Source organism: Agromyces chromiiresistens, from assembly GCF_029167465.1.
In the GTDB taxonomy this organism is placed as follows: domain Bacteria; phylum Actinomycetota; class Actinomycetes; order Actinomycetales; family Microbacteriaceae; genus Agromyces; species Agromyces chromiiresistens.
Window position 1 is genome coordinate 1,210,382 of the sequence record NZ_JARFNL010000004.1, and the last position, 24,711, is coordinate 1,235,092.

Genomic DNA, 24,711 nt, shown 5'->3' on the forward strand with positions numbered 1-24,711 from the left:
CGAAGGTGAGCATTCCGCATCTCCCAGATCAGGGGGTGCGCAACGTGCCCGCATCCTCGCGCCCGCCGTTTCGCGATGTCGCTCGAACACCCGGTCGGCGGACGTGCCGTCGCGGCAATAGTGTTGAGCGCATGACCGAACCTCTGCGCTGGGGCATTCTCGCGACGGGCGGCATCGCCCGCATGTTCACGAACGATCTGCGCCGCCACGGCTTCGACGTGCGGGCCGTGGGCTCGCGCTCCGAGGCATCCGCCGCTCGATTCGCCGACGAGTTCGAGATCGAACGCGTGCACGACAGCTACGAATCGCTCGTGAACGACTCCGAGGTCGACGTGGTGTACGTCGCGACCCCGCACCCCATGCACGCCGAGAACGCGGTGCGCGCGCTCGAGGCGGGCAAGCACGTGCTCGTCGAGAAGGCGTTCACGCTCAACGAGGGCGAGGCGCGTCGCATCGCCGACGCCGCCGAGGCGAACGGCCGAGTCGCGCTCGAGGCGATGTGGACGAGGTACCTGCCGCACATGGTGCGGATCCGCGAGCTCATCGAGGCGGGCGTGCTCGGCGAGGTCCGCGGCCTCATCGCCGACCACACGCAGCTGCTCTCCGAGGACCCGCTGCACCGGCTGAACGCGCTGGAACTGGGCGGCGGCGCGCTGCTCGACCTCGGCATCTATCCGATCTCCTTCGCGTGGGACCTGTTCGGCGAGCCCGCCGAGATCACGGCGACGGCGACGTTCAAGCCGACCGGCGCCGACGCACAGGTGTCGGCCGTCTTCGGGTACGAGGGCGGGCGCATGGCGTCGACGTTCTCGGCCTCGAACACGCAGGGACCGAACACCGCCGTCGTGCTCGGTTCGGAGGCCCGGATCGACATCGACTCGGTCTGGTACTCGCCGACGACCTTCCGGGTGGTGCGCGCCGACGGCGAGGTCATCGAGGAGTACGTCTCGCAGGTCGACGGGCGCGGCATGCAGTACCAGGCCGCGGCGCTCGAACGCTGCGTCGCCGAGGGTCGCCTCGACGGCGGCGACATCCTGCCGACGCGCGAGAGCGTCGCGATCATGGGCACGCTCGACCGCATCCGCACCCAGATCGGGCTCGTGTACCCGGGGGAGTGAGCCGACCCCGCACGCGGCCCTCGGTGACGGAGCCGCGCCACGGTCGGGGATCTCCCTGAGTCGACCCCGAATCATCCGTGCGGAGGATGGCGCCCTGGCGCGGGGCCCCGCTAGGCTCCCGAGCAGGCCGCCCTGCCGGCGCACCGGGCCCCCGACCGGTCGACGCGATGCGAGGCCACGCACCGCCCACCGACCCGAAGGAGTTCCCGTGCCCGCTCGCCGACCCGTCGCCGGCTTCATCGCCGCCTCGGCAGCCGTCCTCATGCTCGCCGCCTGCACCGCAGGTCCCGCCGGAGGCGGAGGAGGCGAGCTCTCATACGAGGACAGCCCCCTCACGAAGTACCTCGAGGCGGTCAACGGCGAATGGACCGAGGAACGCGCGATCGCGGACGCGAAGAAGACCGAGGAGCTCAAGGCCGAGTGCATGGCCGAGGAGGGATTCGAGTACGTGCCCGTCGACCAGTCGCAGGGCATGTCGATCATGAGCGAAGACGAGATGGCCGAACGCGAGACCGAGGAGTGGGTCGCGTCCAATGGCTGGGGCATGGTCCAGACCCAGGAGGAGATGGAGCAGCAGCAGGAGGAGGCCGAGGAGTTCGTCGACCCGAACCAGCCGTACGTCGAGACGCTCTCGCCCAGCGAGCAGGAGGCCTACTGGGCGACGCTCTACGGCGTGCCGCCGAGCGAGGAGGAGATCGGCGAGGACGGCTCCTACGAGTACAAGTGGGAGGAAGCGGGCTGCGAGGGCGCCGCCCAGCATGAGATCAACGGCGACAACTACTGGGAGGACGAGCAGTTCGCCGACCTCAACGAGGCGATGGGCAAGCTGTGGGAGAGCACCGCGAAGCAGCCCGACATGATCGCGCTCGACGAGAAGTGGGCCGAGTGCATGGCCGACGCCGAGTACCCCGACTTCACGACGCGCAGCGACGCGCAGAACTCGATCATGGAGGCCCAGAACGCCCTCTACGAGGTCGGCGACGACGGCCAGACGTACGAGGAGCCGAGCGCCGAGACGCTCGCCGAGCTCAAGCAGCAGGAGATCGACGTCGCACTCGCCGACTTCCGCTGCGCGGAGAAGCTCGACTACCAGGACAAGCAGCTCGCCGCGCAGTTCGCACTCGAGGAGCAGTTCATCGAGGACCACGAGGCCGAGCTCGAGGAGCTCGTGGCCGCGTACGGCAAGGGCGAGGAGTGACCGACCGCGACGGGGTCGCCGGCGACGACTTCGACGCGATCATCGACCCCGAGACATCGCGCGCCGAACTCCTGACGGAGGCCGAAGACGGGCTCGAGATCGAACCCGCATCCGCCGAACCCGCACCGACCGAAGACCCGGCCGCCGACCCCGCCGTGCAGGGCTGGCGGCGGGTGCTGCGCGGCAACCGCGTGCTGTGGGTGCTCGCCGCCGTGGCGGTGGTCTCGCTCGCGGCCGGTGTGGGGCTGAGCTTCGTCATCGTGTCGCCGGGGCAAGCCGCCGCCGACGCCGCGGCGCCCGACGCCGGACCGATCACGGTGCCCGTCGAGTCGCGCACGCTCTCGAACGACGTGACGATCCGCGGTGACGCGGCGTTCGCCGACTCGGTCGAGGTGAAGCTCGAGACGGGTGAGCTCGGGGGACCCGCGGTCGTCACCGGGCGCGCGCCCGAAGTCGGTGCGACGCTCGGGCCGGCGTCGGTCGCGCTCGAGGTCACGGGCCGGCCGGTGATCGTGCTTCCGGGTGAACTGCCCGCATACCGGACGCTCAGGGCCGGGCTCTCGGGCCCCGACGTGATCCAGCTGAAGCAATCGCTGCGGGCGATCGGCCTCGACCCGGGCGACGTCGCCTCGAACGTGTTCGACTCCGCGACCGCCGACGCCGTCGGAGCGCTCTACGAACGGGTCGGTTACCCGCTGCCCGAGGCGCCCGAGGGCACCGACGATGCGGTGCGCGCCGCGCGCGACGGCGTGACCGCAGCCGAGGACCAGGTCTCCTCCGCGGAGCGCGCGCTCGCCGAGGCGGGCGGAGGCCCCAGTGCCGTCGAACGCGTGCAGCTCGACAACGCCGTTCGCTCGGCCGAGCGGGCGCTCGCCGCCGCGAAGGCGTCGGGTGATGCGAACGCCGTCGCGGAGGCCGAGGACGCGCTGAAGCTCGCTCGGGTCGAGCGCGACGCCGCGCTCGCGCCGCGCGACACCGCGGCCGAGCGCGCAGCGCTCGAGTCCGCCCGGGCGCAGCTCGGCGACGCGCAGGAACTCCTCGCCGAGGCCGAGACCGGCACGCTCGCCTTCCTGCCGGTGAGCGAGGTGCTCTACCTCGACGAGCTGCCCCGGCGGGTCGACGAGGTCATGGTCGAGCGCGGCTCGATCGTCGAGAGCGCGGCCATGCTCGTCTCGGGCGCGACCCTCGCGATCGAGGCATCGGCGGCCGAGAGCGACGCCGAGCTCCTGAAGGTCGGCGATGTCGCGACGCTCGCGGTTCCCGATGGATCCGAGCTGCAGGCGACGATCACCTCGGTCGCGCCGCGCGAGGCCGCGGGCGGCGACGCCGCCGAGTCGGGCCCGCGCTACGACGTCGTGCTCGCGCCCGTGAAGCCGACCGACGCGCAGGTGCAGGCCCTGCGCGGTCAGAACGTACGGGTCAAGATCTCGATCGGCGCGACCGACGGTGAGGTCCTCGCGGTGCCGCTCGCGGCGCTCACGGCCGGCCCCGGCGGCGAGTCGCGGGTCGAGGTGCTCGTCGACGGTGACGGTGCCCCGAGCTCCGGCGCCGACGCCGAGACCCGTCTCGTCGAGGTCGAGACGGGCCTCGCCGCCGAGGGGTTCGTCGAGGTGGTGGGCGATCTCGAGGAGGGAGACCTCGTCGTGGTGGGCGAATGAGCGACCGCATGCGGACGAGCCCGGCGCCCGTCGTCGAGCTCGTCGACGTCACGCGCTCGTTTCCCGGTCCGCCCGAGGTTCAGGCGCTCAAGGCCGTGAACCTCACGATCGGGCGCGGCGACTACCTCTCGATCGTCGGCCCGAGCGGCTCGGGCAAGTCGACCCTGCTCAACGTGCTCGGCCTCCTGGACCGCCCGACCGTCGGCGAGTACCGGCTCGGCGGCGTGCTCACCGGCACGCTCGACGAGGAGGCGCGCGCGGGCCTCCGCGCCCGCACGATCGGGTTCGTGTTCCAGGCGTTCCACCTGCTGCCGCGTCGTACGGTGCTCGACAACGTGCTGCTGGCGACGCTCTACAGCGGGGTGCCGAGGGCCGATCGGATGCCTCGGGCGCGCGCCGCTCTCGAGCGGGTCGGCCTCGCGCATCGGGCCGACTTCCTGCCGACGACCCTCTCGGGCGGCGAGCGTCAGCGCGTGGCCGTGGCTCGCGCAGTCATGGCTGCGCCGGAGATGATCCTCGCCGACGAGCCGACGGGCAACCTCGACGAGCGCACCTCGGGCGAGGTCATGGACCTCTTCGAGGAACTCAACGCGGACGGGCTCACGCTCGTCGTCATCACGCACGACCAGCAGGTCGCGGGTCGGGCGGGGCGAAGCATCCGCATCGCCGACGGACGGGTGAGCGAGCTGTGAGACGACGATCGCCGCTGCGGCGGGGCGGCGATGCCGGCCGCACGAGAGCCGCAGCGCCCGCCGTCGCCGACGGCGCGCAGCCCGACGCGACCCCGCGGGCCGACCGATTCACCGCGCAGGACCTGCTCGTCGAGGTCAGCCACGGCATCGGCGGACACACGGGCCGGCTCGTGATGACGACGCTCGGCACGGTGCTCGGCATCGCGTCGCTCGTCGTGACGATCGGGTTCGCGCAGACCGCGGCGGGTCAGATCAGCCGGCAGTTCGACGCGGTCGCCGCAACGCAGGCGGTCGTCGAGCCGGGCACGACCGACTCGGCGAACGGCGAGGTCGCGACGACGATGCTGCCGTGGGACGCGCCGGATCGCGTCGAGCGGCTGAACGGGGTCGAACGGGCCGGGCTCATCGGCGAGGTGTCGATCGGCGAGGAGCGCATCACCGCGGTGCCGGTCAACGATCCGTCGGCGGCGGAGGCGCTGAGCCCAGCGCTCGTCGCCACCTCGCCCGGCCTGCTCGACGCGGTACGGGGCGACGTGACCGCGGGCAGGTACTTCGACCCCGGCCACGACGAACGAGGCGATCGCGTCGCCGTGCTCGGCTCGCGCGCGGCCGAGAAGCTCGGCATCAACCGGGTCGACCGTCAGCCGTCGATCTTCATCGGCGAGCGGGCCTACACGGTCATCGGCATCGTCGACGGCATGGAACGGCGCGTCGACCTGCTCGACTCGGTGATCGTGCCGCTCGGTGCTGCGCGCTCGGATTTCGGGCTGCCCAGCGCGAGCGAGCTGCAACTGCGCATCGCACCGGGCGCCGGATCGCTCGTCGCGAAGCAGGCGCCCGTCGCGCTCGACCCGAACGCACCCGAGAACTTCGACGTGCAGGCGCCGCGCAGCGGGTCGACGCTGCAGGAGAACGTGCAGGCCGACATCAACGTGGTGTTCCTGATCCTCGGCGTCATCGCACTGCTCGCGGGCGGGCTCGGCATCGCGAACGTGACGCTGCTCTCGGTGTCGGAGCGCACCGGCGAGATCGGCCTGCGGCGCGCCCTCGGCGCGACCCGGCGGCAGATCGCCCGGCAGTTCATGGTCGAGTCGATCGTGATCGGCCTTCTCGGTGGGCTCATCGGCGCTGCCGTCGGCGTGTTCGCCGTCGTCGCGGTCGCGCTCGTACAGCAGTGGACGCCGATCGTCGACCTGCCCATGGTGCTCGGCGCGGCGCTGCTCGGCGCGGTCGTCGGTCTCGCCGCCGGCGCCTACCCCGCCCGCAAGGCCTCGCGCATCGAGCCGATCGCGGCGCTCCGCGCCGGCGTCTGAGCCGCGACCGTCCCTCAGGAACGTGACTGCGAGGCCGGCGCGGTCCCGCGCGCTTCCGGTCTTCGACGGCCGGTCGACCGCCACTCGTTCCTGAAACGGGATCGGGGGTGCGGCGCGTATGATGCCCGGGTGAACGACGAGACGGATGCCACGGGCGCGACGCCGCTCCCGGGCGACCCGCCGCGCGGGTCCGGTGACGAGCACTCGTTCGACGGAACGCCGTCGAGCGACGGTGCCGAGCGTGCCGACGACACGACCGGTGCCGAGCACGCCGACGACGCCACCGGTGCCGAGCACGCCGACGGCGACACCGGTGCCGAGCACGCCGACGACGCCACCGGTGCCGACGAGGTCGGCGCCGCGAGCGATGCGGGCACCGAGTCATCCTTCTTCGCCTTCGTGCGGAAGCACCGTGCACCGCTCGCCGTCGTCGGCGGCGTGGTCGCACTCGCGCTCGCCGGAACCGCCGCCCTGTTCGCGGGGTCGGCGACCGTCGCCGACCCGACCGCCGCGGCCGCGCCGACGCCGAGCGAGACCCCGACGCCGACGCCCGAGGCGAGGCCCGTGCCGACCGCTGCGCCGGTGAGCCGGATCCGCACCTGCTCGGTCGCCGACCGTGCGGCCGACGCGCGGCTCGCGAACCTGCAGGCGCAGGTGCTCAACGCGAAGACCGGCGAGGTGCTCTTCGACCGCGGGGGCGCGACCGCATCGCGCACGGCGAGCGTCATGAAGGTGCTCACCTCGGCCGCCGCGCTCTCGGTGCTCGGCCCCGACCACCGGGCGGCGACCACCGTGGTGAAGGGATCGGAGCCCGGCTCGGTCGTGCTCGTCGGCGGCGGCGACGTGACGCTCTCGCGCACGCCGTCGGGCGACGAGACCGCGTACCCGGGCGCCGCGCACCTCGACGAGCTCGCCGCGCAGGTGCAGGACGCGTGGGCGGCCGACCCCGCGAACCCGCCCATCACGAAGCTCGTCCTCGACGCGTCGTACTTCGGCGGCGACGAGTGGCAGCCGAGCTGGGACCTCGTCGAACGCGACGACGGATACATGTCGAACATCACCGCGCTGATGGTCGACGGCGACCGCGACGACCCGTACTCGAATACGTCGCGTCGCAGCGACGACCCGATCGGGCGCGCGGGCCAGGCCTTCGCCGACGAGCTCGGCGGCATCGCGACCATCGAGCGCGGCACGGCGCCCGCCGGCGCCCAGCAGCTCGGGCAGGTGCTCTCGCCGACCGTCGCCGAGCTCGTCGACAAGGCGCTCGTCGTCAGCGACAACACCGTCGCCGAGATGCTGGCCCGGCTCGTCGCGATCGAGACGGGATCGGGCAACACGTTCGCGGCGATCAACGCCGGCGTGCTCGAAGGCCTCGCCGGCTACGGCGTCGACACGGCCGGCATCGCGGTCGTCGACGGCTCGGGCCTCTCCGACGACAACGCCGTGCCACCCGCCTACCTCACGCGGCTCTTCGTGAAGATCAACGCCCGCGAGGGCCAGCTCGGCCATCTGCTCGATTCACTGCCCGTCGCGGGCGAGCGCGGGTCGCTCGCCTACGACGACCGGTTCTGGGGCGACAACGCGGTGGCCGACGGGCGGGTCATCGCGAAGACCGGCTGGATCAACACGGGCTACACGCTCGCCGGCGTGATCCGCGCCGAGGACGGCACCGACCTCACCTTCGCGATCTACGCGCTCGGCGACGTCTCCGACGACGCGAAGACGGCGATCGACACCCTCGCCACCGGCTTCTACCTCTGCGGCGACAACCTCTCGAACCGGTAGCGCCGCCGGAGGGATCGTCGCCGGGGCTCCCGGTCGCGGCGCGACAGGGGGAGAATGGAGCCATGACACGGGCCCTGTTCATCATCGACGTGCAGAACGACTTCACGGAGGGCGGCGCACTCGGCGTCGACGGCGGGGCGGCCGTCGCCGCCGGCGTCAGCGAACTGCTCGCGAACCATCGCGACGCCTACTCGCTCGTCATCGCCTCGCGCGACTGGCACTCGAGCGACAACGACAACGGCGGCCACTTCGCGACCGACGCCGAGCCCGACTACGTCGACACCTGGCCGCCGCACTGCGTCGCGGGCACGCTGGGCGCCGAGTACCACCCGGCGCTCGCGGTCGACGAGATCGACGTGCACATCCGAAAGGGACAGGGTGTGCCGGCGTACTCGATCTACGAGGGCACCGACGACGCCGGCGAGAGCGTGAGCGAGGTGCTCGGGCGCCACGGCATCACCGATGTCGACGTCGTCGGCCTCGCCACCGACTACTGCGTGCGGGCGAGCGCGCTCGACGCGCTCGAGCACGGGCAGCACGTGCGCGTGCTCACCGATCTCGTCGCAGGCGTCGCACCCGAGTCCTCGATCGCGGCCCTCGCCGAGCTCGGCCACGCCGGCGCGGTCATCGAGACCTCGGCCGCGGTCGGGGCAGGCACCGCCGGAGAGGCCGGCGCCGAGGCATCCGGGTCTCCCGAATGATCGGTGCGACCGACCGGTCGCCCGCGCTCTACGCCGAGGGCGCCGACGGCGTGCTCATCGCGTACCGCGTGCACCGGGCGGCGATGACTCGGGACGACTCGGCGACGGCTGCGCTGCCACCGGTGCTGCTGGTGCACGGCTTCGCATCGACCGCTCGCGTCACGTGGGAGGGCACGGGCTGGGTGAAGGCGCTCAACGAAGCCGGACGCACGGCGGTCACGGTCGACCTGCGCGGACACGGCGAGAGCGACAAGCCGGTGGGCGACGACGACTACCGGCCCGAGCGGCTCGGGGCCGACCTCATCGCCGTGCTCGACACCGAGCGCATCGCGCGCGTCGACGCGGTCGGGTACTCGATGGGCAACCGGGTGATCTCGGCGCTCGCCGCACTCGCGCCCGAGCGGTTGCGCCGGGTCGTCGTCGGCGGTGCCGGACCGAACGAGTTGTTCGCGTCGTGGCGGCTCGACGAGGTGCGCGCGTTGCTGATCGACGGCGTGCCGACCGCGAACCCCGTGATCGAGCAGGTGCTCCGCCCCGCCATCGAGGCGGGAGCCGACCCCGAGGCGCTGCTCGCCGTCGTCGCCGGGGTGTCGGGCGCGCCGCTCGCGATCCCCGGCGACGTGCCGACGCTGTTCGTCGCGGGCGAGGCCGACCCGGTGCCGGCCGGAGCGCAGCAGCTCGCGCTCGACTGGGGTGCCGACTTCGTCTCGATCCCCGGGCGCGACCACGTGTCGACGCTGACCTCTCGGCTGTTCAAGGACGCGGCGATCGGGTTCTTGGCGGCTTCTGCAGGAGAAGTGCGCTGACGCGGCCCCGAGGGCGCCGTCGCGGATCCGCTCCTGCAGAAGCCTGACGCACTACAGCGTGTTGCCGAGCTTGAAGCCGTGCTCCTCGTCGCCCCGGCGCGTGTATGAGAAACCGTCGGCGCCGATCGTGACGGCCATCTCCGACGAGTCGGTTCGGGCGACGACGGGCTTGGGGTTGCCGTCGAGGTCGAGCACGAGGGATGCCTCGGTGTACCAGGAGGGCACGACCGGGTTGCCCCACCAGTCGCGGCGCTGGTTGTCGTGCACGTCCCACGTGACGACGGGGTTGTCGGGGTCGCCCGTGTAGTAGTCCTGCGTGTAGATCTCGACGCGGTGGCCGTCGGGGTCGCGCAGGTACAGGTAGAACGCGTTCGAGACGCCGTGGCGGCCCGGCCCGCGCTCGATCGCGTCCGACCGCCGCAGCGCGCCGAGCTTGTCGCAGATCGCGAGGATGTTGTGCTTCTCGTGCGTCGCGAACGCGACGTGGTGCATGCGGGGGCCGTCGCCACCGGTCATGGCGGTGTCGTGCACGGTGGGCTTGCGGCGCATCCACGCGGCGTACACGACGCCCTCCGCGTCCTGGATGTCCTCCGTGACGCGGAACCCGAGCGACTGCATGAAGTTCACCGCGCGGGGCACGTCGGGCGTGACCTGGTTGAAGTGGTCGAGGCGCACGAGCTCGCCCGGCGTGTGCAGGTCGTAGCGCCACGAAAGGCGCTCGACGTGCTCGGTCTGGTAGAAGAACTCGTACGGGAAGCCCAGCGGGTCCTCGACGCGCACCGAGTCGCCGATGCCCTTCGTGAAGCCCTCCGCGCGGCGCTCGACGCGGCATCCGAGCTCGGTGTAGAACGCGACCGCCTTGTCGAGGTCTTCGGGCGTGCGCACGCGGTACGAGAACGCGGCGACGGCCGCGATCTCGCCCTGGCGCAGCACGAGGTTGTGGTGGATGAACTCCTCGGTCGAGCGCAGGTAGATCGCCCGGTCGTCCTCCTCGGTGACGTAGAGGCCCAGCACGTCGACGTAGAACTCGCGCGAGGCGGCAAGGTCGGTGACGACGAGCTCCATGTACGCGCAGCGCAGGATGTCGGGGGCGGGGACCGAGGGCGTCGGCACCGGGTTGTCGGTGTGGATCGGGGCCTCCTGCGAAACGTAGAAGCCGGAGGAGGTGAGGGTCATGTCGTCGCGGTTGGTCATTTCAGCGTCCTTGCTCGGGTGGGTCGTCGGGATCGGCGCGGCTCAGCGGGGGTCGGGGTCGTCGAGGTCGGATGCCTCGTGCACCTGCTGCTTGCCGAAGGTGGGGTTGTGGGGTGCGCCGAGCGTGATGTGCACGCTCTGCTGGTCGGTGTAGAAGTCGATCGAGCGGTAGCCGCCCTCGTGGCCGAGCCCCGATGCCTTGACGCCGCCGAACGGGGTGCGCAGGTCGCGCACGTTGTTCGAGTTGAGCCACACCATGCCGGCCTCGACCGACTGGGCGAAGTTGTGCGCCCGCTTGAGGTCGTTCGTCCAGATGTAGGCGGCGAGCCCGTACTTCGTGTTGTTCGCCAGGGCGAGGGCCTCTTCCTCGGTGTCGAAGGGCGTGATCGCCACGACCGGGCCGAAGATCTCCTCCTGGAAGATGCGGGCGTCGGGCGCGACGTCCGCGAAGACGGTCGGGGCGACGTAGTTGCCCGTCGGGAAGCCCTCGGGGCGCCCCCCGCCGGCGACGAGCCGGCCCTCGGTCTTGCCGAGCTCGACGTAGCTCATCACCTTGTCGTAGTGCTCGGGGTGCACGAGCGCACCGACCTCGGTCGCGGGGTCGTGCGGGTGTCCGACCTTGACGCGCTTCGCCTGCGCCGCGTAGCGCTCGACGAACTCGTCGTAGACCTCGCGCTGCACGAGGATGCGGCTGCCCGCGGTGCAGCGTTCGCCGTTCAGCGAGAACACGCCGAAGATGCATGCGTCGATGGCGATGTCGAGGTCGGCGTCGGCGAAGACGACGGCGGGGCTCTTGCCGCCGAGCTCCATCGACAGGCCCTTGAGGTACGGGGCGGCGTTGCCGAAGATCAGCTGGCCGGTCGAGCTCTCGCCCGTGAACGAGATGAGGGGCACGTCGGGGTGCTTGACGAGCGCGTCGCCCGCGTCCTCGCCGAGGCCGTTCACGAGGTTGAAGACGCCCTTGGGCAGGCCCGCCTCCTCGAAGATGCCCGCCCAGAGCGACGCCGAGAGCGGCGTGAACTCGGCGGGCTTCAGCACGACCGTGTTGCCGGTCGCGAGGGCGGGGCCGAGCTTCCACGACTCCAGCATGAACGGGGTGTTCCACGGGGTGATGAGCCCGGCGACGCCGATCGGCTTGCGGTTCACGTAGTTCATCTGCTTGCCGGGCACCTTGAAGGCGTCGTCGGCCTGGGCGACGATCAGGTCGGCGAAGAAGCGGAAGTTCTCGGCGGCGCGGCGGGCCTGGCCGAGCGCCTGCGTGATCGGCAGACCCGAGTCGAACGACTCGAGCTCGGCGAGACGCTGGTCGCGCGACTCCACGAGGTCGGCGATCCGGTGCAGCACGCGCGACCGCTCGCGGGGGAGCATCCGCGGCCAGGGGCCCTCGGTGAAGGCACGACGCGCGGCGGCGACGGCGCGCTCGACGTCGGCCTTCTTGCCGGCGGCGGCGTGCACGTACGTCTCGTTCGTGACGGGGTTCAGCACCTCGAAGGTGTCGCCGTCGATCGAGTCGACGAACTCGCCGTCGATGTAGTGGCGGATGCGGTCGGGCAGGCCCTCGGGCGTGTGGTCGGTCATCTGTTGCTCACCTTCGTGTGGTCGTGGATCCGCCGGTCGGGCGGTCGGTCGGGAGGGCCTGCGCGGCCCGCAACGGGTCAGGGGGTCGGTACCGGGTGCCGCAGCTCGGCCTGGTGCTCGAGCACGGCGTCGAGCGTCGCGGTGCGGTGCGCACGCGCGGCGAGCTCGATCTCGAGGGGAGCTGCGCCCGCCTCGATCAGGGCGACGATGCGCTCGTGCTCGTCGACCGATTCGTGCGCGCGCCCCGGCACGAAGCTGAACGACGAGTCGCGCAGCACCTTCATGCGGTTCCAGCCCCGGTGCACGAGGTCGAGGATGTGCGGGTTCGGGCACTCCTCGTAGAGCACCGCGTGGAACTCGAGGTTGAGCTCGGTGAACCGGTGCGGGTCGAAGTCGTCGAGGCTCCGGCGCATGCGCTCGTTGATCTCGCGGGCGCGGTGCAGGTGCGCGGGCGTGAGCGCGGGCGCCGAGAGCGCAGTCGCCGCGCCCTCGACCAGGGCGAGCGTCTGCATGGTGTGCAGGTACTCGGTCTCCTTGATCAGCGCGACCTGGGCGCCGACATTGCGCTCGAACGTCACGAGCCCCTCGGCCTCGAGTCGCCGGATCGCCTCGCGCACGGGCACGACGCTCACGTCGAGCTCGGCCGCGATCGGGCCGAGCACCAGGCGGTAGCCGGGCACGAAGCGCCCGTCGTCGATGCGCTCGCGGATGAACCGGTAGGCGCGCTGCGACTTCGACTCGGTGCTCATCGCGCGGCCTCCGCGGCGGCGGCCTCGGCCGAGCGAGTGGCCTCGAAGCGCGCCCGCCACTCGGCGTTCATGGGGAACAACCCGTCGACGGACGCCCCACCCGCGACCTGCTCGGCGACCCAGGCGTCCTCGGCCTCCTGCGCGGCCGCCTCGGCCGCGACCTCCGCGGCGATCGCCGCCGGGATCACGAGCACCCCGTCGCCGTCGCCGACGATGACGTCGCCCGGCTGCACGGCCGCACCGCCGCAGGCGATCGTGACGTCGGTCTCCCACGGCACGTGCCGGCGGCCGAGCACGCTCGGGTGCGGCCCCTGGCTGAACACGGGGATGTCGAACTCGGCGACGGCGTCGAAGTCGCGCACGCCGCCGTCGGTCACGATGCCGGCGGCGCCGCGCACCTGGGCGCGGAGCGCGAGCACGTCGCCCACGGTGCCGGTGCCGCGCTCGCCGCGGGCCTCGACGACGAGCACCTCGCCCGGCTCGACGGTGTCGAACGCGCGCTTCTGCGCGTTGAAGCCGCCGCCGAACTCCTTGAACAGGTCGGGGCGGAACGGGATGAAGCGGAGCGTCTTCGCGGTGCCGACGATGCGGTCGCCCGGATGGTTCGCGAACACGCCCTCGATGAAGACGTCGTGGTAGCCGCGCTTGCGCAGCGCCGCCGAGACGGTCGCGACGGCGGCGCTCGAGAGGAGCTCGCGCACCTCGTCGGTCAACGCCGCAGGGGATGCCTCGGGGGCGGCGCTCGCCGCGGCGGCCTCGTCGCTCGCGGTCGGTGCGTCGAGCGGGCTGGCCTTGCCGGCGGCGACGGCCGCGGCGTGCTCGGCCTCGCTGCCCCACGCCTCGATGCGCTGCGCGTCGTCGACGGCGGGCTTGGTGCCGAAGTCGCCGAACGGGGCGTCGCCCTGCGTCACGGTCGTGACGAGACGGCCCGTCGAGGGGGCGCCGGGTGCGAGCGGGGCGTCGACCTCGACCTCGACGACATCGCCGGGAACGACGACCGACGAGCCGGCGGGGGTGCCGGTGAGGATGACGTCGCCCGTCTCGAGCGTCATGTGCTGCGAGAGGTCGGCGACGAGGCGCCCGAACGGGAACAGCAGGGTGTCGGAGGTGTCGAGCTGCACGAGCTCGCCGTTGACCCAGGTGCGCACCCGCCACCCGTCTTCGCCGGCGACGCTCGCGGGGATCGCTGCCGGCCCGATCGGCGTGAAGCCGTCGCCGCCCTTGTTGCGCACGTTCGAACCCTTGTCGGCGGCGCGCAGGTCGTAGAGGCCGAAGTCGTTCGCCGCGGTGACCTGGGCGACGTGCCTCCAGCCGTCTTCGGGGGAGACGCGGCGGGCGGGCTCGCCGATGACGATCGCGATCTCGCCCTCGAAGGCGAGCAGCTCGGTGCCGGCGGGGCGCTCGATGGTGCCGCCGGTCGGGGCGAGCGAGGAGGCCGGCTTGAAGAAGTAGCTCGGCTGAGCGGGCGTGCGACCCCGCTGCGCGGCCCTCGACGGGTAGTTGAGGTGCACGGCGATGATCTTGCCGGGGGTCGGGATACCGAAGGTCATTGACGTCCTCGTCTCGTAATATCACAAATCATATACGATCTGCGGGGGCTTGTGAAGCGATGAATCGGCGGTCAGTAGCTCGCGCGCGGGGGTGTGCCCGAGGCATCCGAACCGGTCGTTCGCCGGGCGATGAAGCGGTCGGCGAGCGCCTCGGAGGCACGCGCGAGGATCGCGACGTCGGCGCCGACGGCGGCGAACGAGGCGCCCGCCGCAAGGTAGCGCTCCGCGTCCTCGGCGACGAACGCGTTGATGCCGACGGGCTTGCCGGCCGCCTGCGCCGCACGGATCGCCGTCAGCGCGGCCTCGACGACGTCGGGGTGCGAGGGCTGCCCGAGCAGGCCCATCGACCCCGCGAGGTCGGCCGGGCCGACGAAGATCGCATCGACGCCGTCGACCGCGAGGATCTCGTCGACGTTCGCGACGGCGGTCGCCGACTCGATCTGCACGGTGAGGCTCACCGTCGCCGAGGCGCCGGCGAGGTAACCCTCGACGCGATTCCAGCGCGACGAGCGGGCGAGCGAGGCACCGACCCCGCGAATGCCGTGATCGGTCGGGCCGGGGCGGTGGCCCGAGGCATCCCGCTCGGTGCTCGTCGCCGTGCCGGGGTACCGCACGGCGCGCACCAGCCGGCGCGCCTGCTCGGCCGTGTCGACCATCGGTACGAGCAGGTTCTGCACGCCGAGGTCGAGGTACTGCTTGATGACGACCGGGTCGCCGATCGGCGGGCGCACGACCGGGGCGACCGGGTACGCCGACACCGCGTAGAGCTGGTGGAGGATGGTCTGCAGGTCGTTGGGGGAGTGCTCGGCGTCGATGAGCAGCCAGTCGACGCCGCTGCCTGCTGCGACCTCGGCGATGAGCGGGCTCGCCGAGCACACCCACATGCCGATCTGGGGGCGGTCGGCGGCGGCGACGCGGTCGGTGAACGTGTCGGGCAGGTTCAGGCGAATCGGCACGTGATCGCCCCCAGCTGTCCGTAGTCGGCGTGCACGGTGTCGCCGCGCTCGACCCACATGGGCCGGGTGAACGAGCCGGCGAGGATGATCTCGCCCGCCTCGAGCGACTGCCCGTGCTGGGCGAGCTTGTTCGCGAGCCAGGCGACGCCCATCGCGGGGTGGCCGAGCACCGCTGCGGCGACGCCCGACTCCTCGATCGTCTGGTTGCGGTAGAGGAGCGCGCCGATCCAGCGCAGGTCGACCTCGTCGACCTTCACCGGGCGGCCGCCGACGACCATCGCGCCCATCGCGGCGTTGTCGCTGATCGTGTCGACGATCGTGCGGCCCTCGAGTTCGAGGTGCGAGTTGAGGACCTCGAGCGCGGGCACGACGTAGGCGGTCGCGTCGAGCACGTCGAAGACGGTCGTGTTCGGACCGGCGAGCGGCTTGGCGAGCACGAACGCGAGCTCGACCTCGATGCGCACGTTCGAGAACCGGTCGAACTCGATCTCGGCGCCCGACTCGAACACCATGTCGTCGAGGATGACGCCGTAGTCGGGCTCGGTGATGCCGGTCGCGACCTGCATGACCTTCGAGGTGAGGCCGATCTTGCGGCCGACGAGCCGGGCGCCGTCGGCGATGCGCCGCTCGGCCCAGACCTTCTGCACGGCGTACGAGTCGTCGACGGTCATGCCGGGGTACCGCGCGGTGAGCCGCGGCACGATGGTGCGGTCGCGATCTGCGGCGACGAGTTCGTCGGCGATCTGCTCGATGGTGGACTGGTTCAGCACGCGGGCTCCACTTCGTCGTCGGGCGCTCAGCACGATCGTATACGATCCTGCGTCGCCGTCACAGGGCGAGAACGGGCGGGATGCCTCAGCGGGAGTTCACCCGGATGATCTCGTGCTGGTACGGGGCGATGACCGACCCCGAGATGCGGCAGTCGAGCAGCAGGAACGACCGCTCGTCGACCGGTCGGGCCGCCCACTCCGCGAGCGCATCGAGGTCGCCGAGCGTGCGCACGACGACGCCCTCCGCCCCGAACGCCGCGGCCGCGGCGGCGAAGTCGGCCTCGGGGATGCGCATCGGCGCCTCGGCGAGCCCCTTGAGCCCGTAGAGGTTGACCTCGGCGCCGTAGGCGGCGTCGTTCCAGATGACGGCGATGCCGCGGCCGCCGGCGGTGCGCACGGCGGTCTCGAGGTCGGCGAGCGCCATCAGGCCGCCGCCGTCGCCCGAGGTCAGCACGATCGTCGATCCGGGCTTGGCCGCCGCGGCACCCGCAACGCTCGGGAAGCCCTGGCCGATCGACTGGAACGCGGTGCCGACCATCATCATGCGATCGGGCGAGGCGACCGGCCAGTACATGTTCGCCCACCCGATGAAGTGCCCGCCGTCGGAGACGACGACCCGGTCCTCGGGCAGCAGCTCGGCGATGCGGCGCGCGGCCGAGCGCGGGTCGAGGCGACCGTCGGCGGCGAGTTCGTCGCCCTCGTCGTAGCGGCGCAGCGCGGCCGCGTCGATCGTGTCGCGCCAGCCGCTCGGCTCGGCGCCGAGCACCGCGAGCTCCCCGACGATCGCCCGGGCCGCGAGCGCGGCGTCGCCGCGCACGTAGCCGCCGACGTTGGGATGGGTCGCGGCGGGCGCGACGTCGACCTGGAACACCCGGGTGCCGGGTGCGAAGAGCTCGCCGAAGCGCATCGTGAACTGGTTGAGCGAGGCGCCGAACACGACCGCGACATCGGCGTCGTGCACGAGTGCCATCGCCCCGTCGGCGCCGAACCCGCCGGTGACGCCGAGGTCGTACCGGCCGTCGGGGAAGACGCCCCGTCCGAGCGCGGTCGACGCGGTCACGGCGCCGGTCGCCGCGGCCAGCTCGCCGAGCGCCTCGCCGGCGTCGGCGAGCCACGCGCCACGACCCGCGAGCAGGAACGGCCGGCTCGCGCCGGCGAGGGCGCGGGCGATCTCGGCGATCGTGCCGCGGGCGTATTCCCCGGCCGGCCCGAGCGGTGCGGGATGCTTCGGGGCCGGTGCCTCCACGAGGGGTCCGGCCTCCGCCGCCGCGACGTCGTACGGGATCGCGAGCACGACCGGCAGGCGGTACGCGAGTGCATGCTCGACCGCGATGACGGTGGTCGCCGCGGCGTCGGTGCGACCGACGGTGTAGGTGCGAGCGCCCACCGCGGAGGCGAGCGCGATCTGGTCGACGTCCCATGGGCGCGGACCGGAGGTGGGCTCGTCGCCGACGACGAGCACGAGCGGCACGCGGGCCTGCGCGGCTTCGGCGAGCGAGGTGAGCGTGTTCGTGAAGCCGGCGCCGTACGTCGACGTCGCAGCCGCGAGGCGCTTCGAAGCGCGGTAGTGGGCGTCGGCGGCCACGACGCCGCCCGCCTCGTGGCGGACAGCCGTGAACGAGGCATCCGTCTCGCGTTCGAGTGCGTCGAGGAACCAGGCGTTGCCGTTGCCCATCACCCCGAAGACATGGTCGACGTGGGCGGCGAGGGCGTGGGCGACGTGGGCGGAGACGTTGGGCATGGCGAAGCCTTTCGAGACGGTGACGGACGTGATCGATTCCGTATGTGTCTCGCGGCAGGGGCCCGCTTCGTGCCCATTTTTCGAGCACCGGCGCGAGTGTCGCGCCTGGACGAGGACGAGTATACGACGGCGGCCGGGCCCGGACCGACCGGCCCGGGCCCCGCCGCCCCGGTCAGATCCGCGCCTGCTTCGCAGCCAGCGGGGTGGGCTGCATCGGCTGGTCGTTCGCCGTGAGGTCGATGCCGAGGTCGCGGGCGTAGACGACGCGCGTCGCGATCGACACGTCGTCGCCCGACTCGGTGAGCTCGAACACGCGGCCGCCCCGCATGCGGTTGCGCTCGGCGCCCGGCAGGCCGTACGCGCCGAAGCCGGTGCCGGGCGCGTACCCGAGCAGCACGCCGTAGTAGTCGCCGACGTAGTCGTTGACGTGGTCGTGGCCGACGAAGACGCCCTTCACGTCGCCGCGCTCGAGGATCGCGTTGTACATGCCCGAATTGATGGGGCCGGGGCACTCGTCCTCGTTGCGCTCGCCGACGATGCCGTGCCGCGCCTTGCCGCGTGCCGCGTCGGCGGCCGTACGGGTGTCGACCCCGCCCCACCACATGAACCGGTGCTCCCACAGCGCGATGTGGACGAACATGAGGCCGGGGAGCTTGCGGCCGAGCCGCTGCTCGAGGCGCTGCGACTCCTCGCGGTACCACGCGACCTGGTCCATGCGCAGCCAGTCCCAGGTCGGGTAGCCGGCGAAGTCCTGGCCGTTGATCGAACCCGGCGCGTAGCGGCCGGAGTCGAGCAGCCACAGCGCGAACGCGTCGCGGTTCTGCTTCGCCGACGAGGCGATCGACACGAGCGTGTTGCCGGTGCCGGTCACGTCGGCGATGTTCGCGGCGTTCATGTTGTGGTCGTACGACCGGTAGAACTCGAGCATGCCCGCCTCGTCGACCCCCGACTGCGGCAGCGAGTCTTCGTCGTGGTTGCCGTAGGTGACGGCCCAGGGGATGCCGCGGCTCTCCATCGGCCAGACGACGTTGTTGATCGCCTGCTTCACCGCGAGGCGCGTCTCGCAGCCGCCCGTGATGACGTCGCCGTTGATGACGACGAAGTCGGGCTGCTCCTGGTCGAGGGTCTTCTCCATGAGCTCGACGGTGCGCCGGTCGGTGAGCTCGTCGTCCTGCGTGTCGTTGAACTGGACGACCTTGAACGTGCCGTCGGAACGGAACCGCAGGCTCGGCCCGCTCGTGCTCGGGCGCCCGGCGGGGGAGCGGCGCGGGCTCGTGGTCGCGGCGTTCGCGGCTCCGGCCGGCAGCGCGGCGCCGACGGCGCCGAGCGCTCCGGCGGTGATGACGGCTCGGCGGCTCACGGGCAGTCGGTCGGGCATGGTCTGGTCTCCTGTTCGTCGGAAGGGCGACGGTCGCCGCTCGCGACGGTACGGCTCGGGGATGTCGCGGGCGCGACCTGCGGGTGAACGAAGCCTCGTCCCGACGCGCGAGAGCGCCGACGCCCTGAGGGCGCCGGCGCTCCGAGGCATCCGTGCTCAGCCGTTGACGACCTGCGGAACCGACACCGCCTTCAGGCCCTCGACACCGAACTCGAGTCCGTACCCCGACTGCTTCACGCCGCCGAACGGGATCATGGGGTGCACGCCGCCGTGGGAGTTGATCCAGACGGTGCCGGCCTCGAGGCGCGCGGCGATCTCGCGAGCGCGGTCGCGGTCGCCCGACCAGACCGAGGCGCCGAGGCCGACCTCGACGTCGTTCGCGAGCCGCACGGCCTCGTCGATGTCGGAGTAGCGGACGATCGGCAGGGCGGGGCCGAACTGCTCCTCGAGGACGAGCGGGTTGCCTGGGTCGATGTCGGCAACGAGGGTCGTCGGGTAGAAGTGGCCCGCCTGCTCGCGATCGGGTTCGCCGCCGACGAGCACCCGGGCTCCCGAGGCCTTCGCCGCCTCGACGAGGCGGTCGACGACGCCGAACTGCATGCGGTTCTGCAGCGGACCGAGCACGTTCTGCTCGTCGAGGCCGACGCCCATGGGCATCTGCTCGGCGACGGCGGTGAGCGCTGCGCAGACCGCGTCGTAGACGTCGTCGTGCACGTACAGGCGCTTCATCGCGGCGCACGTCTGCCCGGTGTTGATGAATGCGCCCCAGAAGAGGCCCTCGGCGATCGCCGCCGGGTCGACGTCGGGCAGCACGATGCCGGCGTCGTTGCCGCCGAGCTCGAGCGTGAGCCGCGTGAGGTTGCCGGCGGAGGCCTCGATGATGCGCTTGCCCGTCGCGGTCGAGCCGGTGAACATGATCTTGCCGAACTCGGGGCGGGCGACCATCTCGGCGCCGATCGCGCCGTCGCCGGCGACCACCTCGAGGACGCCCTCGGGCAGCACCTCGTTCATGACCGCGGCGAGGGCGAGGCCCGAGAGCGTCGTGTACTCGCTGGGCTTGGCGACGACGGTGTTGCCCATGCGCAGCGCCGGGGCGATCTGCCAGATCGCGATCATCATCGGCCAGTTCCACGGCGTGATCGCCGCGACCGTGCCGACGGGGCGGTAGCGCAGCTCGGCGTAGGTCTCGCCGTCGTCGACGACGACCTCGCCCGGCAGCGGCGTCTCGGCGGTCGCGCGCAGCCAGCCGACGCACGCGCCGACCTCGAAGCGGGCGTTCGGGCCGTTGAGCGGCTTTCCCTGCTCGCGCGAGAGCACTCGCGCGAGCGGTTCGGCGGCGGCCTCGATCGCATCGGCGACCCGGTGCAGGGTCGCCTTGCGCTCGTCGTCGTCGAGCGCGGCCCACGCGCGCCGGGCGTTCGTCGCCCCGGCGATGGCGCGGTCGAGATCGGCCGTGCCATGCACGGGCACCGTGCCGATGAGCTCGCCGGTGGCTGGGTCGTGCACCTCGCGGCCCGGGCCGTCGGTCGGGGCGATCGCGGCGAGCAGTCCTGCTTCGCTGTCCATGGGGTCTCCTTCTCGGGTTCGTCGATCGGTTCGTTCGGTGGTCGTGGGCTCAGTGCGCGCAGTCGCAGGCGGCGCCGGTACCGCAGCAGCCCGAGGCATCCGCACGGCCGGCATCGGGCAGGTCGAGCGCGGGGTTGCGGTCGAGGAAGCCGTGGGGCTTGAACAGGAATCCCGAGTAGTCGACCGGCATGATCGGCCAGTCCTCGGGGCGCGGGAGGTGGGTCGGCCCGAACACGTGCCAGAGCACGAGGTCGGTGCCGTCGAGGTCGCGGTCCGCCTGCTGCCACGCTGGGATGCCCGCGCCACCCGCGTGGGCGTTCGGGTAGTCGCCGGCGGGGAAGCGCTCGTCGGGGGAGTAGGCGGTCGCCCAGAGGTGCTTCGTGGCGAAGTTCGCCCGGCCCCACACGGTCGAGTCGGGCTGCGCGAGCAGGGTCGACTTGCCCTCGGGCACGAGCCAGAACGCGGTGGGCCGGCCGACCGCGTTGCGCCGCGAGGCGCTCGCGACCTGCCACACCCGGGAGGTCGCTCCGTTCGCGAGGCGGCCGGCCTCGGACTCGCGCGTGATTGGGGTGACCCGCCAGGTGAACGCGTTGCCGTAGGGATTCTCCGGTCCGGTCGGCACGCCGACCGCGTCGATCTCGGCGAGCGTGTTGTCGTCGCCGTCGACCGACACGTCGAGGCGGGCGCAGAACAGGTGCTGGTGCACCGGCGCGAAGAGGCCGGGCGCGATCTCGTTCGCGTGCGGGTCGTCGTGGCCGGGCTCGCCGGCGCCCGCGAACACGATGCCGGTGGCCTTCGCCTCCATCTGGATCGTGCCGTCGAGGTAGAGGTACCAGAAGAAGCCGTAGTCGTAGTTGCCGATCGTGGCGAAGTAGCTGATCACGAGGCGCCGGCTCCGCCGGACCTCGGGGCGCTCGCCCATCTCGTTGTGCTTCCAGAGGATGCCGTAGTCCTCCTCGTGCATGCAGACGACGTTGGGCATGCGCACCGGGTTGCCGTGGTCGTCGGCGACGTGGGCGTCGAAGTAGTGGATGACGCCGAGGCAGTCGCAGCCGAGCTGCAGCGCGTTGGCGTTCTTGCCGAGCAGGTACTCGCCGGCGTCGAAGTAGCTGATCCAGAAGCGGGTCGGCGAGGTGTCGCCGTACGGCACCACCATCTCGGGCACGCTCGCACGGAAGAGCACGGGGCGGTGCTCGTCGCCGTCGCGGAAGGCCAGCTGGTGCAGCACGAGGCCCTCGCGCGCGTTGAACCCGACCCGGAACCGCCAGTTCTCCCACTCGACCTCGTTGCCGTCGACGTGGTAGCTCGGGCCCTCGGGCTGGGTGATCTCGATGGGCTTCAGGCTCGTGCGCGCGGGGCCGGTCGACTCGGCGTCGTAGCGTCCGTCGAGGTCGGGCACGGCGGCGCCGTCGTGGTCCTCGACGCGGATCACCCGGCGCTCGGTGAGGTCGATGTGCACGATGAGGCCCTCGACGGGGTGCGACCAGTGGTTGTCGCCGGGCGAGTCCTTGAGGAAGGTGAGCGAGCGGATGACGCGGCGGCCGACCTCGTCGGACCGGTTGAAGAAGCCGGGGGCGAGCGGGCCGCAGAACGCGAGCCCGATGCGGTCGCCGAGGCCGCGACGCTCCATCGCGGCACGCCATTCGGGGGAGGACTTCACGATCTCGGCAGCGAGCTCGTACTCCTCGAACAGGTACTGCGGCTGCCCGTACGGCGGATGCTGCGGGTCGAGGTCGCGCCACTCGTCGATCTCGCCCGTGGTGAGGTTCACCACCGCTTCGGCCGCGCGGCCGCTGTCGAGCTCGAGGAGCGTGTAGCGCAGCCGCCGCTCGACGACGTCGCCCGACGTGAAGCCGGCGACGACCGCCTTGTCGGGTTCCTCGGGCGAGACGTTCGGGAACCGGGTCTGTTCGCCGACCCGGCCGGCCTCGACCAGGATTTCGCGCCCGCGCTCGAACTCCTCCGCGGTCGTGAGGTCGAGCGGGTGACGCACCTCGGTCGGGGCGACGGTGAGCAGGTCGTGGTGGTGCATGGGTCCTCCAGGGGGTCGTGATCAGTCTTCGCGCGGGGCGCGCAGGCGTCTTGTCGTTCCGGGCGCGGTGGTGTGCCGTGCGCGCACGGGTCGGTACGGGTACGGGGGCGGGTGCCGGCCGGTTACCGCTCGGCGCGGACCGCGCTGGGCGATCGGTCGAACTCCGCCCGGAACACCCGGCTGAAGTGCGCGGCGTCGGCGAAGCCCCATTCGCTCGCGATGCTCGAGATGGAGCGCTCGTCGAACAGGGGGTCGGCGAGGCGTCGGCGGCACTCCTCGAGGCGTCGGCGGCGCACCCAGCCCGAGACGGTCGCGCCGTGCTCGTGGAAGAGCGCGTGCAGGTGGCGGGGCGAGATGAAGTGCGCCGCGGCGAGGCTGCCCGGGTCGAGCTCGGCCGAACGGAGGTGATCGTCGATGTACCGCGTGACCTCGCCGAACAGGCGCGCTCGCGGGCTGGTCGATACGCGGGCGACGGCCAGCTCGTTCGACAGCATGGCTGCGACGAGGTCGACGCTCGTGCGGGCGAGTCGGTCGCCGCCGGGCCCGGCGACGAGCCCGAGGTTGCCGGCGAGGTTCGCGAGGTGGGGCACGACGACATCGCCGAGGCCGCCCGCGTCGCCGAGGGAGGTCGCGGTGAGCTGGCCGACGGCGTCGTGGGGAAGGTCGAGCGCGTGCGCCGGGAACATCAGCACGAAGGTGCTCGACCGCTCCTCGAAGGCGAGCGAGTACGGGTGGTCGGTGTCGTAGATCACGAGCGACCCGGGCCGCAGCACCGTCTGGCGCCCGTGCTGCACGAGGAGGCCCGTGCCCTCGAGCTGGAGGCCGACCTTGTAACAGCGTCGCGGCGAGTCCGCGATGAGCCTCGGGGTGCGCTCCACGAGGTGCTCGTCGGCCGAGACGATCGAGCAGTGGACCTCGCCCGCGGCGACGTGGCGGATGCCGCCCCCGAACGGATCCGGGCGGCCGGTCGTCACCCGGAGCGGCACGAAGGACTCGCTCACCGCCGTGCGGAATCGCGGGAAGTCCAGGCTCCCCGTCGTCGTCGCTCGACCCATCGCCACATTCCTCCTCGAACCGCCTCGATGGTTGCGAACACCATAGGACTATCCATTTGGATAGTCAAGGGTGGCAGGCGATGCGAGCGGGCGTCCGGTGAGGTTCTGGACGTGGCGCTCGGCGAGGTCAGCCGGCCGCCGCGTGCTCCTCCACGAGGCGGCGGATGCGGGCCAGCACTCGCTCGGCGTCGGCGTCGACCCCGAGCACGAGGCTCTTGAACACGAGCCCGTCGAGGGCGAACCAGATCACCTCGATGAGCTCGTCGTCGTCGATGCCGAGCTCGATGAGACGATCGCGGGTGGCCCGTCGATATGTCTCGTAGTACTGCTCGACCGCGGGCCGAAGCTCGGGCCGGCGCCGCGACTCGAGCAGCAGCTCGTACTGGAACGCCTGCACCGCCGTGCTGCGCGAGGCGAGCGAGGCGAGCCCCTCGGCGAAGTGCGACGCGTCGCCCGGCGCGCCGCGATCGGCCATGTTCGTCTCGCGCAGGCTCTCGTCGACGGCGTACGAGAGGGCCTCGGCGATCAGCTGGTCGCGGGTGCCGAAGTGATGGCGGACGAGCCCGTGCGAGACGCCGGCCTCGGCCGCCACCGCCCGGTAGGTCAGCGCGCGCAGGCCCGATTCGGCGACGACCGTGATCGTCGCGGCCAGCAGCGCCTGGCGGCCCGGGGTCGTCGGGGGCGGCGCGGGTGCCTTCTCGGGGACGAGCGCTGGGGAAGAAGGACGTTCACTGCTCACAGCGAGCACGATAGCGGCCCGACGCCGTCGCGGGGCCGCCGTGCCGGGGTGGTCAAGCACCGTGCGCCGCCGGTCAAGACGGCGCGGGAGCGGCGGGGCAGTATTGCGTCCACCCCGTCCCCCGTCGAACAC

The 24,711-nt window shown here is 72.1% G+C and carries 20 protein-coding genes; 8 read left to right on the forward strand and 12 right to left on the reverse strand.

Going from position 1 to position 24,711, the window contains the following annotated elements:
* The first annotated feature begins 131 nt into the window (after positions 1–131).
* From PX701_RS12930 to PX701_RS12965, 8 genes are all read left to right on the forward strand, one after another.
* Positions 132–1,118, forward strand: a complete 987-nt coding sequence (locus PX701_RS12930; protein WP_275506523.1) for a Gfo/Idh/MocA family protein — start codon at positions 132–134, stop codon at positions 1,116–1,118.
* 208 nt (positions 1,119–1,326) lie between these two features.
* Positions 1,327–2,316 carry a hypothetical protein gene (locus tag PX701_RS12935; protein WP_275506524.1) on the forward strand — a complete coding sequence of 330 codons (990 nt, stop codon included), beginning with the start codon at positions 1,327–1,329 and terminating at the stop codon, positions 2,314–2,316.
* Positions 2,313–3,974, forward strand: coding sequence for an efflux RND transporter periplasmic adaptor subunit (locus tag PX701_RS12940; protein ID WP_275506525.1), 1,662 nt, complete (start codon positions 2,313–2,315; stop codon positions 3,972–3,974). Before PX701_RS12935 ends, PX701_RS12940 begins: the two co-directional genes overlap by 4 nt.
* Before the next feature lie 8 nt (positions 3,975–3,982).
* On the forward strand, positions 3,983–4,666 hold the full coding sequence (locus PX701_RS12945) for an ABC transporter ATP-binding protein (RefSeq protein ID WP_231431693.1): 684 nt from the start codon (positions 3,983–3,985) through the stop codon (positions 4,664–4,666).
* On the forward strand, positions 4,663–5,979 hold the full coding sequence (locus PX701_RS12950) for an ABC transporter permease (protein ID WP_420831076.1): 1,317 nt from the start codon (positions 4,663–4,665) through the stop codon (positions 5,977–5,979). Before PX701_RS12945 ends, PX701_RS12950 begins: the two co-directional genes overlap by 4 nt.
* A 129-nt stretch (positions 5,980–6,108) precedes the next feature.
* On the forward strand, positions 6,109–7,764 hold the full coding sequence (locus PX701_RS12955; RefSeq protein WP_275506526.1) for a D-alanyl-D-alanine carboxypeptidase: 1,656 nt from the start codon (positions 6,109–6,111) through the stop codon (positions 7,762–7,764).
* A gap of 62 nt (positions 7,765–7,826) precedes the next feature.
* A complete protein-coding gene (locus tag PX701_RS12960) occupies positions 7,827–8,465 on the forward strand; it encodes an isochorismatase family protein (protein WP_231431691.1) in 639 nt (212 codons plus the stop codon).
* A complete protein-coding gene (locus tag PX701_RS12965; RefSeq protein WP_275506527.1) occupies positions 8,462–9,271 on the forward strand; it encodes an alpha/beta fold hydrolase in 810 nt (269 codons plus the stop codon). The genes PX701_RS12960 and PX701_RS12965 overlap by 4 nt, the downstream gene beginning before the upstream one ends.
* 51 nt (positions 9,272–9,322) lie before the next feature.
* Here PX701_RS12965 and hpaD read toward each other — a convergent pair whose 3' ends face one another.
* The 12 genes from hpaD to PX701_RS13025 form a co-directional block, all read right to left on the reverse strand.
* A complete protein-coding gene (gene hpaD / locus PX701_RS12970) occupies positions 9,323–10,465 on the reverse strand; it encodes a 3,4-dihydroxyphenylacetate 2,3-dioxygenase (protein ID WP_231431689.1) in 1,143 nt (380 codons plus the stop codon).
* Positions 10,466–10,507: 42 nt separating this feature from the next.
* Positions 10,508–12,043 carry a 5-carboxymethyl-2-hydroxymuconate semialdehyde dehydrogenase gene (gene hpaE, locus PX701_RS12975; RefSeq protein WP_231431688.1) on the reverse strand — a complete coding sequence of 512 codons (1,536 nt, stop codon included), beginning with the start codon at positions 12,041–12,043 and terminating at the stop codon, positions 10,508–10,510.
* Positions 12,044–12,120: 77 nt separating this feature from the next.
* A complete protein-coding gene (locus tag PX701_RS12980; protein WP_231431687.1) occupies positions 12,121–12,792 on the reverse strand; it encodes a GntR family transcriptional regulator in 672 nt (223 codons plus the stop codon).
* The gene (locus PX701_RS12985) at positions 12,789–14,342 is read right to left on the reverse strand and encodes a fumarylacetoacetate hydrolase family protein (protein WP_275506528.1); all 1,554 of its coding nucleotides are present in this window, start codon (positions 14,340–14,342) and stop codon (positions 12,789–12,791) included. The genes PX701_RS12980 and PX701_RS12985 overlap by 4 nt, the downstream gene beginning before the upstream one ends.
* Positions 14,343–14,413: 71 nt before the next feature.
* Positions 14,414–15,298: an HpcH/HpaI aldolase family protein gene (locus PX701_RS12990; protein ID WP_231431685.1), complete on the reverse strand. Its 885-nt coding sequence runs from the start codon at positions 15,296–15,298 to the stop codon at positions 14,414–14,416.
* Positions 15,283–16,068, reverse strand: a complete 786-nt coding sequence (hpaH, locus tag PX701_RS12995; protein WP_231431684.1) for a 2-oxo-hept-4-ene-1,7-dioate hydratase — start codon at positions 16,066–16,068, stop codon at positions 15,283–15,285. Before hpaH ends, PX701_RS12990 begins: the two co-directional genes overlap by 16 nt.
* Positions 16,069–16,153: 85 nt before the next feature.
* Complete coding sequence (locus PX701_RS13000) at positions 16,154–17,809, reverse strand: thiamine pyrophosphate-binding protein (RefSeq protein ID WP_231431683.1); 1,656 nt, start codon at positions 17,807–17,809, stop codon at positions 16,154–16,156.
* Positions 17,810–17,981: 172 nt separating this feature from the next.
* Positions 17,982–19,187: a metallophosphoesterase family protein gene (locus PX701_RS13005; RefSeq protein WP_275506529.1), complete on the reverse strand. Its 1,206-nt coding sequence runs from the start codon at positions 19,185–19,187 to the stop codon at positions 17,982–17,984.
* A gap of 156 nt (positions 19,188–19,343) precedes the next feature.
* The gene (locus PX701_RS13010) at positions 19,344–20,753 is read right to left on the reverse strand and encodes an aldehyde dehydrogenase family protein (protein WP_275506530.1); all 1,410 of its coding nucleotides are present in this window, start codon (positions 20,751–20,753) and stop codon (positions 19,344–19,346) included.
* Positions 20,754–20,802: 49 nt separating this feature from the next.
* Positions 20,803–22,785, reverse strand: a complete 1,983-nt coding sequence (locus PX701_RS13015) for a primary-amine oxidase (RefSeq protein WP_275506531.1) — start codon at positions 22,783–22,785, stop codon at positions 20,803–20,805.
* Positions 22,786–22,907: 122 nt separating this feature from the next.
* The gene (locus PX701_RS13020; RefSeq protein ID WP_231431679.1) at positions 22,908–23,840 is read right to left on the reverse strand and encodes an AraC-like ligand-binding domain-containing protein; all 933 of its coding nucleotides are present in this window, start codon (positions 23,838–23,840) and stop codon (positions 22,908–22,910) included.
* A 127-nt stretch (positions 23,841–23,967) separates the two neighbouring features.
* Positions 23,968–24,579 (reverse strand): TetR/AcrR family transcriptional regulator, encoded by a 612-nt coding sequence (locus PX701_RS13025; protein WP_275506532.1) that lies wholly within the window; start codon positions 24,577–24,579, stop codon positions 23,968–23,970.
* Positions 24,580–24,711 lie beyond the last annotated feature (132 nt).